Origin of the sequence: Vibrio sp. SCSIO 43155, from assembly GCF_023716605.1 — a bacterium.
Lineage (GTDB): Bacteria > Pseudomonadota > Gammaproteobacteria > Enterobacterales > Vibrionaceae > Vibrio > Vibrio harveyi.
The window spans coordinates 1,930,101-1,943,910 of the sequence record NZ_CP071852.1; the positions used below are offsets into that span (position 1 = coordinate 1,930,101).

Genomic DNA, 13,810 nt, shown 5'->3' on the forward strand with positions numbered 1-13,810 from the left:
GCCTCCTTACAAAGCCGTACCAATCATTACAATTAAATTTATAGATAAGCCTTATATTTCACGTTTGTTTCACGTTTTCTTTGATACAAGACGCATCATAAAAACCAAACACATCAGTAAATTAGGGAATATTTATGAAAAAGCCCACCTTTGGGCCTTTACAGCCTGTTGCTGTATTTGCGCTATTTTCGCTTGTCTTTTTGTCCACTTCGCGGATTTTATTAGCCTTTTGGCTCTCTGACCGGATCGAATCTTTTAACGACCTTATTTACATTCTTGGTCAGGGTTTACGCGTCGATTTTGCAACGATTTGTTGGTTGTTTATCCTGCCAGGCTTACTATCTGCGCTGTTACCGGTGACCGGTAAGATTGGTGAGTGCTGGAAATGGTTACTCCGTTGTTGGATGGTCGCTGGTCTATGGATCTTGGTATACATGGAGCTTGCTACCGCTCCATTTATACAAGAATACGATCTTCGTCCGAACCGTTTGTTCGTGGAATACCTCATTTATCCGAAAGAAGTATTCAGCATGCTTTGGACTGGCTACAAGTTAGAACTGTTCATCGGCACGCTTGGTACGGTTATTACGCTTTTCTTAGGTTGGAAATGGAGTAAGAAACTGACGGATAACGCTCAGCAAGTAAACTGGAAATGGCGTCCTGTTCTTGCAATTTTAGTGGTACTGATTGGTGTCGCTGGCGCTCGTTCATCTTTGGGTCACCGCCCTCTTAACCCTGCAATGGTGGCATTTTCGAATGATCCTCTAATGAACGATCTAGCACTCAACTCTTCCTATTCACTGTTGTTTGCTGTCAACAACATGAAGTCAGAAAAGAGCGCAGAGCAGTTTTACGGAAAAATGGATGATCAGAAGATGCTCGACATCGTTCGCGCCTCTTCTGCTAAGTCTGATTTTGATCCATCTTTACTTCCAACCATGAACAGCAACCAAGCAACATATCAAGGAAAGCCAAAGAACTTGGTTATCTTGCTTCAAGAAAGTTTGGGCGCTCAATTCGTTGGTTCTCTGGGTGGTCTTCCTCTTACGCCTAACTTCGACAAGTTGATGAATGAAGGCTGGCAGTTCACTCAGATGTACGCAACGGGTACGCGTTCTGTTCGTGGTATCGAAGCGGTGACAACAGGTTTCCCACCGTCACCATCGCGCGCAGTTGTAAAACTAAGCAAAAGCCAAACAGGTTTCTTTACTATTGCTGACTTACTGAAAAACCGCGGTTACCACACTGAGTTTATTTATGGTGGTGAAGCAAACTTCGATAACATGAAAACCTTCTTCTTCGGTAACGGCTTCGACCAGATTGTGGAAGAAAAAGACTATGAGAACCCAGAGTTTGTTGGCTCTTGGGGTGTAAGTGATGAAGATCTTTACACTAAAGCGGACCAAGAGTTTGAGCGCTTATCGAAAACTGACAAGCCTTTCTTTAGCTTAGTATTCAGTTCGAGTAACCACAGCCCATACGAATACCCAGAAGGTAAGATTGAACCTTACGATGCTGAGCATATGACGCGCAACAATGCCGTTAAATACTCAGACTATGCGATTGGTACGTTCTTTGATAAAGCGAAAAAATCTTCTTACTGGGACGATACTATCTTCATCGTCATTGCTGACCATGATGCTCGAGTATTCGGTGCGAACTTGGTGCCAGTGAAGCACTTCCACATTCCTGCTTTAATCATTGGTAAAGACATCAAACCGCGCAAAGATGACCGCATTGCAAACAACATCGACATGCCACCAACACTGCTGTCTTTGATTGGTATCGATGCAAAAACACCGATGATCGGTCGCGACCTGACTAAGCCTTTGGCTCGTGAAGATGAACGTGCAATGATGCAATATGACAAGAACTTTGGTTACCTAACCCGAGATAACCTTGTTGTATTCTCTCCGGGTGAGAAAGTATCAACAATGCAATACGATTTTGATAAACAAACCATGGAGCCGATGGACGTTGATCCAGCCGTTATTGAACGCGCGAAAGCCAATGCACTATTTGCTTCTAAGGCGTACCAAAACAACTGGTATGCATCCAAAGCGGTTCAGTAGTCATACCAAACATTCATTGAGCTATAAATGAATAAAAGGAGCGCCCAATGCGCTCCTTTTTGTTTTCTCACATTGTTGTATTCTTAGTGTCTGCAGTCCCTATTCAAGCCACATGTTTTTCAAAGACATCACACCCATTCGGTCAGTTTCTGCTCCATGCAGTTCTTCAGATTGAGAGTAGACAATGTGCTCTCTCCAAAGCGGCGCATAATGGTAGTTCTGTATCAACCAATCCTCCGCTCGGAATAGCTTCTCTAGCAATCCATGACTGTCTTCACTTTCACGCATCAATCCATCAACGAACTGCACTAGACTGTTTTTCTCTTTCTCGCTCAAACATCGAGTAAACGCGTCACTGGCAAGCATCCACTCGTAATACTGATAAGCTCGGTCATCGCCAAATACGTAACAACCATAACCGACATCAGCGATCGCACGTTTCTCGTCGTCTGGACTTTGAATCGTCCACTCAACACCAAGCTCGGAAAGTATCTCAATGAGTGGAGCAAGCTCTGCTTTTAAGTTCTCACGAATTTCGATCACCACTGGACGCTTTGGCTTTGTCATTTGGCTTTCAAACAGGTGAAAACCTTTGTCTTGGTGCTCGTTCATCAGACTATTTGCTAACTCTACGCGCTGATCAGCATGCTTTCTAAAGTGATGAACAATCCAAGCACGCTCTTGCTTGCTCAATTGGTTTTTGTGGTAGAAAAAATGAAGGACAGAACAACCATTTTGCTTACTGTGATCATCTCCGACATTATCAAGATGAATCGCGCGCTGCATTTGCTGAATGTGCGCATGACCCACTTTACTACAGGGTGACAATGACCAAAATTCAGCCATATCAATCAACCCTCCAATGCCAAAATACCGAGGATTTCTTTTGAGTGTCCAATGGTGACTCTCCAATCGTTCCGCATAATAGGGACCTGTTCCAATAGGCTTATGTGGCTGTTCACAATCCATAATTGCCGTGTGTTTGTCACACAATAAATTGAGGAATACAGGGTCATTTTGACGTAGATAAAACGTCACCCATTGCCCTTCGACATTGATAGAATCAAGGTGGCGAAACAGGACCGAAAACGGATGAGCCTCGTTTAATCTTCGCTCAAAGTTCGCTTTAATATCAGTGCCGCTCAATCGCTTGCCATTGTGGAAAGTCACATCACTACGCAAGCGAATTCGAACGTGATCACCCTTATTTTCAAATGCGTGCGCAAGTTCGGGCAAGATGCTTTGAGAGTGAGGGTCAAAACGCAGCAATGTATTGTAAATGCTATCTATTAGCATCACCGAACGCACAGAGTGAGCTTGATGTGGTCGCCACTCTGGTAATTGATAAGGTGCGATATAAACCAGGGTATTTTGCTTGTTCAGTTCGGTTTGCGCATCACCCAACCACAGAGGCAAGTTTTCTTGAAACACCAATTCGCCATCAAACTGCTCTGCAAGTTGATGTGCTTGGTTGATTTTTCCCGCTTTAACCCACTCTTCTAATGCCTGCTTTAACGCCTCTTCAAACGTCACAAGTAGTGTGAGCGTGGACACGTTTCCCCGCCCCTTACCCGGAGCCCAAGTCACCCAACCATATGATTCCATTGCCACCATTAATTTACTGACATTTCGATCGCTACATTGCAGTTGTTCTGCTAGTGATGCGATGGTGACTGGCTTTCTCTCCTGAGTTTGATAGTGCCGACTCAATTGACGTAAGCGGCTCAAATGCGAGGTAGATTTAAAAGATGAACTATCCATATTCATGTGTTCGTTATTTGTTCCCAATTAGACTTTCATACTATCTCTAAAGTCATACAGGAGGTCAATATGAATACCATTTACTACTCTTACTATACATTAAGTGCCGAGCGCCATCGAAATACACCAAAACCAGAACCAGTAAGAACCAACCAATCTAGAGTGAGTTCATTCTTTCAAACTGTGTTTTCGGTCTTACTCTTTGTGTAAGCACGGAGCGTGATAAGGAGCGCCCGACGCGCTCCTTTTTGTTTCACTGTTTCACTGTTTCACTAGTGTGGTGCTAGCCGGTTTTCTTTTGCTTGACGAAGGCATTAACGTAGCACTCAACAGTGCGATCCCCATCCCACCGGCAAGGATGAAATACATCAATACAAACTCTTGTGTATGAGCATAGGTAGAAGCAATAAGCCAATACGCGATAGGTCCGGTACTAAAGCTTAATGTGTACTTAACGGCGTAGATCCTAGAGCGCCATTTCGCATCGGAATAACGGCCAATAAGCCAATCGTTCACCGGTATTTGCGCGTACGTACACAACATCAAACCAACAAACACCAGAACCAAAGACCATTCATGAGTAACCGTCGCCAATAGCAGGAATAACAGCTGCCCACCAGTAATGCAGGCGAGCAGCTTCTTGATATCAACACGATCTATCAACTCACCCACAACAAGCTGAATAAACGCAGCACAGACAAAAATAGAGGTGGTCAACGTGCTTGAAAGGCTCAATGATTGGCTAAACTGTGCGTCCATAATTTTTGGTAACGAGGTCGTAGTAGATTGAAAGACCAAACCACCGAAGAAGACAATCACCGCCACACAAGCGAACAGCACTTTGAGTTGTCGCAAAGGTATCGTTACGTCGTCACGTATATTTTTCACATGTTCGATACCGGTAACGTCTTTCGATGCAAACCAGTACATGACGCCAGTTAACAAACATACGATACCTGGAATATAAAATGCGGCTTGCCAAGAGAACCATTGGCATAACAAAGCGGTCCCCATTGCCGCGAATGCCAAACCTAAGTTGCCTGCCAGCCCATTTACCGCGATAGCCCTGCCTGTTTTGTTTGCAGAGCTGAAGATAAGTGCAATACCAACAGGATGATAAATCGCGGCAAACAAGGCAATGACACAAAGCCCCAATCCCATTTGCCATGGCGTTTGCGCGAGAGCGGTAAGTAACGCAGAGATGCCCATCCCAAAGTAGAAAACGATCATCATGCCTTTTCGGCTCCAACGATCCGCTAGCCAACCAGCCGGTAGCGACATCACGCCATAAACCAACATGGCTGCACTTCCCACTTGAAGTAGTGTGGCGTAACTCATGTTCCATTCTTTATGCAGCGTTAGTACGACAGAAGGAAAAATGAGCAAGAAATAATGATTAAGTGAGTGCCCCACATTAAGGACACCCGCGTGAATTGAGCGGTTCATCTCGACTCCAAACAAAATAACGGAAAGCTAATTAATGACAAGCTCAGTTTATCTGGCTAGCATTTGGCGTATAGATTCCATCGAGACAGGTTATTGCTCAAATGAGCCAAAACGTCAAAGCCATCAGTTTGGACGCCAGTATCAATCGCTTAGAGGCGGTGGTCATTCCCAAGCACTACCCCAACGGGCACATCATTGACTGGCATTGCCACCAACATAACCAATTGGTGTACGCCAGCAGTGGAGTGATGGCGGTCGAGACAGAATCAAAGGTATGGGTCGTTCCGCCTCAAAGGGCTGTGTGGATCCCAGCGTATGAGAAACACAAGGTGTACATGTATGGGGATGCGGCGATGAAAAACGTTTACTTGTTGCCAAGCATCGATATTGAGCTGCCAAATCAGAGTGATGTTCTCAATGTGTCACCAATGCTGCGTGAGATGATCATTCATCTTTCTGAGCAACCTGCCGATCAAGCAACCACGGAACCGTATTGGCGTATTGTTCAGGTTTTGTTGGATCAGTTGAAAGTTGCGCCACAAGCATCCATTCAAATCCCTCTTCCCAACAACGCCAAACTCGGACAAGTTTGTAACTCACTGTTGGAGACCCCTGCGGACAATCGTTCACTAAAGCAATGGGCAGAAGAAATTAACGTCAGCAGCCGTACTTTGAGCCGCTTGTTTCGTAATGAAGTTGGCATGTCTTTCATCGAGTATCGTCAACAAGCAAGATTATTCCACTCTCTGACTTTGTTGGCGCAATCTCACCCTGTCACTACCGTTGCATTTGAGTGCGGCTTTACGAGCGTAAGTGCTTTTAATCATCTGTTCAAACAAAGCTTTGGGGTGACACCGGGTCGCTTCTTCATCAATTGATATTGAGGACGAATAAAGCCCGTATTTGATGCAGAGTTCGAACGGTCGATACTCCGAGTACTTGACATCCTTATCATCTGAAGATTCTACCAGATACGCCATTTGCGTATTTACTCACTAGAAAGACGTAAATAACCAGAAATATCGGTTAAAAATGTGCATTTTAGGCATTCCCATTCACTCAGCAATAAATTAGACTCAAACCAATGCCCAAGAAGTTTGAATTATTGATAAAAAGGAATGCCCATGAGCTCAAGTATGATCCTTAATGAATCGCTGATTGTAAGTGGCCGAGATATCCCACTAAAAGAATTGTTGTATGCGAAACGTGTACTTGATAATTACATGGCAGTAGCAAAAGAAAGTAGTCCACTAGAACTGCTCACCGAAATGAAGTCTGCAGCAAAGCAAGTTGAATACTTCACCACTGACGATAACCCTTGCGAAGCACGTAATGTTATCAGTGGTATGATTGACCAAATCGACAGCGCAGAGTCTTTCGATGCCTTTAAATCACTTGCTGGTAAACCGTCTCAAGCGTTGAATGAACTGATTGAAGACCGAGCACAATTGATTAAACATGAACGTGAATTGCTATTAGCTTCAGGTTATGACGCTTCTCGCATCTAATCGACATCGAATTAGAGTTAATCCGTTCTGACGGATAGACACAAAAAAGGAGCTCATTGAGAGCTCCTTTTGTATTTCTTAATCACCAAGCTGGCGACTGAAAAGCGCTTGCTCTACAGTCCCATCTCTGCCGTGATGTCTTTGATCTGTTTTAGGTCCATCTTGTGAACTTCAATAAGTTGGTCAACTTGGCTTAAACGAGAATTTGCTTCATCGTGTCGGTCACACGCGTCTGATTTCACGTCCCAAGACTTGCCCTCTAGGAAAACGTCACACTCTTTTTTCAACGTTTCGATCTTAGGCAATAGCGATTCACGCTCCTTCTCTAGAGACTCCAACTCTTGCGAGATTTGCAGCTCCTTACGGAACACTTCACGTGAACGCTCAAAGATGGTCGCTTGCATATCTGCTTGGCGATTAAGCTTATCGTTTTCACTCTTAGTGGTACTTAGCGTCGCTTTCTGTTCTTTCACTTGTGACTCAAGTGAAATATTCACTTTTTCTACTTCAGTTAACTGCGCTTGAAGCGCTTTTAGTTCCGCTTTATGAGCTTCTTCTTTTTCTGCCAATAACGTCGCGACTTTTGCATCGATTTCTTTATCCAAGCTCGCTTCGCGTGTTTTCACTTGAGAAACCAAATCCGTCTTGTCTTGTGCTAGTGCTTGGTACTTTTCTTCCAACACTTGGTAAGTGGACTCCCACTTACTTGCTGTCATTGCCGACCCAGCCAAACCACCAAATGCCAAACCCAGTACTGCCGCAATGGCAATATAAATGTGGGTACGCTTATCGCGCTCCTCAATGACAACTACTTCGTCTTGATCTTCAATATTATTCTGAGAAGTCACCGTATCTTACTCCAAGGACTCTACCGGTTTGCTAGCGAGTGAGTTCCGCAATCATGATTGACGCGGTATAAATTAAAAATGCGCTGATCAGCGTAATGACCGTCGCTTTTTGGACTTTTTCATTGGTACGATAACGAAATAGCACAAACGCTAATCCAATCAATACCGCAATGGCTAACAATCTAGTCATACCGCCTCCTTGTCCAATAATGTGAACTTATCTGATTCCATAGACAGTTTCGCAAAGAAACATTGTAACCTATTTCTACGTCGCTTACGGTCAACTTAGCGTAGATTTTGAAGCGATTGCTCCCGTTTTGATCAATTTTCTATTCTAAACTGAATAACTTATCGACACAGCTCTACTCGCCCATCGTTCAATCGAATTAGATTTCGACTATCCATACAAGTAAACAATGAACAAAAGATTGACTCATTTGTTTAATTAATCGACAAATCTATGAAATTAAGACCACAAAGTCCGCATAATGTGTTGAAAATAAATCGTCATTTGGTGTTGAAATGGTAACAAAACATGATAGAGTTCACACGTTAATGGTGACCAGCATCATTAACTAACCTTTACTCATTTAATTGAGTAAATGTTCCGATGAAGACTGCAGGAGAGTGGTTATTAACTAAATTTTAACATTTAGTTAGGGTAACTCGCCGAAGAATTAACTATTTCAGGTGCTACCTTGGTAGCGGGGACTGTAGTTGGAGGAACCTCTGGAGAGAACCGTTAAATCGGTCGCCGAAGGAGCAAGTCCCGCACATGTGTGCGGGGTGAAACTCTCAGGCAAAAGGACAGAGGAGTGGAAAGTAACAACCTAACTATTTGGCGTTCCCGCCTTATTTTGTTTTGAATAGCATAGCTATTAGAGATCCTTGATCTCGTCCTTTCCCTCTTCTCCTTATTAGTTGTTTTATTAAGGGGAAATCATGAACGACCTACAATCTTTACTTCAAACCATTGATAACTTTGTCTGGGGTCCACCACTGCTGCTTTTGCTTGTGGGAACCGGTGTTTACTTCACTTTTAGCCTAGGCTTGATCCAATTTAAACACCTACCAACTGCGTTAGCGATGGTATTCAGTAAAGATAAGTCATCTGATAAACAGGGTGACGTTTCTAGCTTTGCAGCGCTATGTACTGCGCTGTCTGCAACTATTGGTACAGGTAACATTGTTGGTGTTGCAACAGCAATCAAACTTGGTGGTCCTGGTGCCTTATTCTGGATGTGGCTAGCTGCCCTATTTGGAATGGCAACCAAATACGCTGAGTGTCTTCTTGCTGTGAAATACCGCCGTGTTGACGACAAAGGCCAAATGATTGGTGGTCCTATGTACTACCTGCAATATGGTGTTGGCTCGAAAGCGCTAGCTATCATGTTCGCGGTATTTGCACTGGGCGTAGCCTGTTTTGGTATCGGTACCTTCCCTCAAGTGAATGCAATTCTTGATGCAAGTGAGATTTCTCTTGGTGTAAACCGCGAGCTGTCTGCCTTCATCCTGACGCTATTAGTGGCATTCGTAACCTTGGGCGGTATTAAGTCGATCGCTAGCGTTGCAGGTAAAGTCGTGCCAGCAATGGCGCTGTTTTATGTGCTAGCGTGTTTGAGTGTGATCATCATGAATGCAGACCAATTGCTAAATGCAGTTGAGCTTGTATTGGTGTCTGCATTTACTTCGACAGCGGCAACTGGTGGTTTCTTGGGTGCAAGTATTATGCTGGCAATCCAATCTGGTATCGCTCGTGGCGTATTCTCAAACGAATCTGGTTTGGGTAGTGCGCCTATGGCTGCGGCTGCTGCGAAAACGGATTCTTGTGTTAAACAAGGTCTGATTTCTATGACGGGTACCTTCTTCGATACCATCATCATCTGTACGATGACTGGTCTTGCTTTGATCCTTACGGGTGCATGGCAAAGTGACCTTGCAGGTGCAGCGATGACAACACACGCATTTGCGGTTGGTCTTAACGCAGAGACATTAGGTCCAATGCTGGTGTCTATCGGTCTTATGTTCTTCGCATTTACCACCATTCTTGGCTGGAACTACTACGGTGAGCGCTGTGTTGTATTCCTATTCGGTACAAAAGCAGTACTTCCGTACAAACTGATTTTTGTTGGTTTGGTGGCTTCAGGTGCTTTCCTTCACCTAGATATGATTTGGCTACTGGCTGATATCGTAAACGGTCTAATGGCAATCCCTAACCTAATTGGTTTAATTGCTCTGCGCCACGTGGTGTTGGAAGAGACAAAACTGTTCTTCAAACCGTCTTCTCAATCAGATGATTTTGATGCAGTAAAAGCCTAATCCAAGTTAGAAACGTGAAGTTCACTTTAATTAAGAGCCCCCTAAGTTGAATGACTTAGGGGGCTCTTCTTATATAGGTATACCCAAGTAACTTCAAGATGCAGGATTCAGAGCGTTGTCATTGATTCGAGAGTAAGGAAAACGACGCAGTGTAATAACTAGATCTTTAAATCGCCGCCGCGTCTACAAACCAAGTCATTCTAGCTGAACCTAGCATCTCGAGGTTACTTGGGTATATTACATTTTACTGCGATACATTCGCTTTAGAAAAAGCCTAGCGGATTGACGTCGTAGCTGATTAATAGGTTCTTCGTGTTCTGGTAGTGATCGAGCATCATCTTATGGGTTTCTCGACCAATGCCTGATTTTTTGTAGCCTCCGAACGCAGCATGTGCAGGATATGCGTGATAGCAGTTAATCCAAATGCGCCCTGCTTCGATATTACGCCCCATGCGGTAAGCAAGGTTTTGGTCGCGCGTCCACACACCAGCACCCAAACCATATTCCGTGTCATTGGCAATCGCTAGCGCCTCTGCTTCGTCTTTAAAAGTAGTCACAGCAATGACCGGACCAAAGATCTCTTCTTGGAATACGCGCATCTTATTGTGACCTTGTAACAAAGTCGGTTGAATATAGTAGCCTTGCTCCAAGTCGTTTTCCTGTTTCGCCACATCACCACCAAACACGACTTTGGCCCCTTCTTGGCGTCCGATTTCTAGGTAGCTCAGGATCTTATCGAATTGTTCTTGCGATGCCTGTGCCCCCACCTGAGTGTCAGTATCTAATGGGTTACCTTGTTTAATGGTCTTCGCGCGCTCCGCAACCTTGGCAATAAACTTGTCGTACACAGATTCATGTACCAAGACACGTGATGGACAGGTACACACCTCTCCTTGGTTAAAGAACGCAAGCAGCGTGCCTTCAATACACTTATCTAGGTATTCATCTTCATGATCAAACACATCTGGGAAGTAGATATTCGGAGACTTACCACCAAGCTCAACGGTTGATGGAATGAGATTCTCTGCTGCGCATTTTAAGATATGGTTACCTACTTCGGTTGAGCCCGTGAATGCCAGCTTTGCAATTCGGTTACTGGTTGCTAGTGCTTGCCCTGCTTCTGAGCCAAAACCGTTGACCACGTTCACCACGCCTGCTGGCAAGAGATCACCAATCTTTTCCATCAGAACGAGAATCGAAGTTGGCGTTTGTTCGGCAGGTTTGAGCACCACACAACAGCCAGCAGCCAACGCGGGAGCAAGCTTCCACGCCGCCATCAACATTGGAAAATTCCAAGGAATGATCTGTCCTACAACGCCAATTGGTTCAGGGAAATGGTAGCTTGCAGTGTGTTCATCAAGCTCAGCCGCACTGCCTTCTTGAGCACGGATACAGCCTGCGAAGTAACGGAAATGGTCGACCACTAAAGGAAGATCCGCCGCCAGTGTTTCGCGCACAGGTTTACCATTTTCCCATGTCTCTGCTACCGCAAGTTCTTCAAGGTTTTGTTCAATGCGGTCTGCTATTTTCAGTAGAATGTTGGCACGCTCAGTAACGCTGGTTTTGGCCCATTTTGCTCTTACATTGTGCGCTGCATCCAATGCAAGGTTGATGTCTGCCTCGCTAGAACGAGCAACCTTACAATACGCTTGACCATTGATTGGTGACGTATTATCGAAGTACTCCCCCCCCCTCGGTTTCACCCATTCGCCACCGATGTAGTTGTCGTAATGTGATTTAAAATTCACGACGGCATTTTCACTACCTGGCTGTGCATAGATCATAACTCTTCCTTTTGTTCTCGTTCAGTTTTTTGTTTTAAACAACCGAGTGTTCAACTCAGCGATGTTGTCACTTCATTACTCAAGTCACATGCCAACAACACACGTCTTGTTGTTAATTAAATGTAAAACTATGATTACCAAGCGATAACAAACTAAGTGAGTGACGTTTGAGCGGATGTATGGTGTGAACACCAGTGTTCAAGTGTTCCAAAATGGCACACCCTCACTGTGACAAAATGGTACAGTCATGGAACTTCAACACATTACCAACAACAACTGGCTTTCTACTTCATGGGACAGAAGTGAACAAGCGGGTTTAAAACAGCGACGTCGACCTGACGATATTCGCGTCACTTCTGCGTTTCTGCAGGACAGACGCCACCAGCTTAACTTCTTAATCGATGCCGTGAAGCGGTTTGCCCTGCCTTTGTTTAATCAGTTGTTTGCGCACAGCGACAGTCGGTTAATACTGACCGATGCGGATGGCGTGATCATCGGTAGCTGGGGGCAACCTAAATTCCGAGAAAAACTGACCGAAATTGCGCTCAGTTCTGGCGCGTGCTGGCAAGAAAAACTGAAAGGCACCAACGCCATTGGCACTGCTTTAGTAGAAGCCAAACCGGTGTCTGTTATTGGTGATCAGCACTTTATTCAACATCATCGCTTTATCAGTTGCTCAGCAAGTCCAATCTTTGATCATTTGGGTAACTTAATGGGCGTGTTGGACATTACCAGCGAAGAGAAAAAGCACGATTTCTCAACGCAAGTACTGGTCCAGAATATGGTTCAGCAAGTCGAAAACCAACTCCTCAATCAAATCCCTCAAGGACATATTCGAGTCGATTTAGCATGCGAAAAAGGGTTACTCAGCAGTGGGTGGCAAGGCATTATCATCGCCAATGAGGAAGGGCAAATCCTTGCGCATAACCAAGTTGCCTCGCAATTGCTTGATCAACCGAATGTGATTGGACAATCTCTGGATTCGATACTCGATAATTCGCTAAGCCGTCAATCACTGGTGTTTAAAACTCAACCTCTGTCAGAGAGTAAAACGTCTTCCCGCTCTCTTTCTGCATCCAACGATCTTCATTATGGCGACACCACGGTCGAGCATTGTTGGCAACAAGCAAATCGCGTTATCGACAAAGACATTAGCTTACTTATTCTTGGAGAAACCGGTGTAGGGAAAAACGAATTCGTCAAAGCGTTACACAAAAACAGCCAACGTAAGAGTGGTCCTTTGGTATCAGTTAACTGTGGGGCATTACCTAAAGACTTAGTTGAATCTGAACTGTTTGGTTATGTTGCAGGCGCATTTACTGGTGCAAACAGCAAAGGATACCAAGGTAAAATCCGCCAAGCGCACAACGGCATCTTGTTCTTAGATGAGATTGCAGATTTGCCTCTAGAAGCGCAAAGCCGCCTACTCCACGTACTACAAGACAAAACCGTACTTCCTGTTGGTTCAAACCAAACCATCCAAGTTGATACACAAATCATCGCCGCAACACACAAAGACTTAGAGTTGTTGATTGAACAAGGCGCATTTCGTCAGGATCTTTACTACCGCCTCAACGGACTTATCGTCGAACTACCTCGCTTTGAAGAGCGCAATGATAAGCAAGCACTGATTGAGAACATTCATCGACGCCACTCTGACTCGGAACAGACCATTTGTCCCCACCTTCTTTCATTGATGATGACTTACGTGTGGCCTGGCAATCTGCGAGAACTCGATAGCTTAATCAAAGTCTCTTCATTGATGGCGCAAGGAGAGCCGCAACTAGAACTTAGCCATGTGCCAAATCATCTTGCTAAGAAGCTTAGTCATACCAGTATGATTGAAGACGTTAGCGTGCCGAAAACCAAAGATATGCGTTCGACTGTCGAAGATAAGCTGGTAAAAACTTATCAAGCGAACCAAGGTAATATCAGCAAAACCTCACGCATGTTGGGATTAAGCCGCAATACCATTTATCGCAAGCTTAAAAGCCTTGGGATGCTAAAGTGATAGATGTTCAGAGATAAAAAAAGAGCACCGCTTCGGGTGCTCTTCTTATTTTGAAACCTAG

At 44.5% G+C, this 13,810-nt stretch carries 11 protein-coding genes and 1 riboswitch; of the genes, 6 read left to right on the top strand and 5 right to left on the bottom strand.

Annotated elements, in window-relative coordinates; all coding sequences use genetic code 11:
* Positions 1-134 precede the first annotated feature (134 nt).
* Positions 135-2,072, top strand: coding sequence for an LTA synthase family protein (locus J4N44_RS08645; protein ID WP_005446071.1), 1,938 nt, complete (start codon positions 135-137; stop codon positions 2,070-2,072).
* 99 nt (positions 2,073-2,171) lie between these two features.
* Here the strand turns inward: J4N44_RS08645 and J4N44_RS08650 are convergent, their stop codons facing one another.
* Positions 2,172-3,839 (bottom strand): SgrR family transcriptional regulator, encoded by a 1,668-nt coding sequence (locus tag J4N44_RS08650; RefSeq protein ID WP_079325505.1) that lies wholly within the window; start codon positions 3,837-3,839, stop codon positions 2,172-2,174.
* Between the two features lie 63 nt (positions 3,840-3,902).
* Between J4N44_RS08650 and J4N44_RS08655 the strand changes: the two genes are divergently transcribed.
* Positions 3,903-4,043 carry a hypothetical protein gene (locus J4N44_RS08655; protein WP_155243578.1) on the top strand — a complete coding sequence of 47 codons (141 nt, stop codon included), beginning with the start codon at positions 3,903-3,905 and terminating at the stop codon, positions 4,041-4,043.
* 51 nt (positions 4,044-4,094) lie between these two features.
* Here the strand turns inward: J4N44_RS08655 and J4N44_RS08660 are convergent, their stop codons facing one another.
* Positions 4,095-5,279: an MFS transporter gene (locus J4N44_RS08660; protein ID WP_252044227.1), complete on the bottom strand. Its 1,185-nt coding sequence runs from the start codon at positions 5,277-5,279 to the stop codon at positions 4,095-4,097.
* 101 nt (positions 5,280-5,380) lie between these two features.
* Here J4N44_RS08660 and J4N44_RS08665 point away from each other — a divergent pair, with 101 nt between their 5' ends.
* Both J4N44_RS08665 and J4N44_RS08670 read left to right on the top strand, forming a co-directional pair.
* Positions 5,381-6,157, top strand: a complete 777-nt coding sequence (locus J4N44_RS08665) for an AraC family transcriptional regulator (protein ID WP_252044229.1) — start codon at positions 5,381-5,383, stop codon at positions 6,155-6,157.
* 246 nt (positions 6,158-6,403) lie between these two features.
* Positions 6,404-6,787: a hypothetical protein gene (locus J4N44_RS08670; protein ID WP_005446079.1), complete on the top strand. Its 384-nt coding sequence runs from the start codon at positions 6,404-6,406 to the stop codon at positions 6,785-6,787.
* Between the two features lie 113 nt (positions 6,788-6,900).
* On the opposite strand, the gene J4N44_RS08675 is transcribed toward J4N44_RS08670, so the two are convergent.
* Both J4N44_RS08675 and J4N44_RS08680 read right to left on the bottom strand, forming a co-directional pair.
* Positions 6,901-7,635, bottom strand: a complete 735-nt coding sequence (locus tag J4N44_RS08675) for a hypothetical protein (RefSeq protein WP_009702107.1) — start codon at positions 7,633-7,635, stop codon at positions 6,901-6,903.
* A 31-nt stretch (positions 7,636-7,666) separates the two neighbouring features.
* Positions 7,667-7,825, bottom strand: a complete 159-nt coding sequence (locus tag J4N44_RS08680) for a hypothetical protein (RefSeq protein ID WP_005446082.1) — start codon at positions 7,823-7,825, stop codon at positions 7,667-7,669.
* Positions 7,826-8,354: 529 nt separating this feature from the next.
* Positions 8,355-8,456, top strand: a riboswitch (glycine riboswitch).
* Positions 8,457-8,577: 121 nt separating this feature from the next.
* Between J4N44_RS08680 and J4N44_RS08685 the strand changes: the two genes are divergently transcribed.
* Positions 8,578-9,954, top strand: coding sequence for an alanine/glycine:cation symporter family protein (locus J4N44_RS08685; RefSeq protein ID WP_005446084.1), 1,377 nt, complete (start codon positions 8,578-8,580; stop codon positions 9,952-9,954).
* A 263-nt stretch (positions 9,955-10,217) separates the two neighbouring features.
* Here the strand turns inward: J4N44_RS08685 and exaC are convergent, their stop codons facing one another.
* Positions 10,218-11,738 (bottom strand): acetaldehyde dehydrogenase ExaC, encoded by a 1,521-nt coding sequence (gene exaC, locus J4N44_RS08690; protein WP_005446086.1) that lies wholly within the window; start codon positions 11,736-11,738, stop codon positions 10,218-10,220.
* A 247-nt stretch (positions 11,739-11,985) separates the two neighbouring features.
* Between exaC and J4N44_RS08695 the strand changes: the two genes are divergently transcribed.
* Positions 11,986-13,749, top strand: a complete 1,764-nt coding sequence (locus J4N44_RS08695; protein ID WP_047516855.1) for a sigma-54-dependent Fis family transcriptional regulator — start codon at positions 11,986-11,988, stop codon at positions 13,747-13,749.
* Positions 13,750-13,810: the final 61 nt, after the last annotated feature.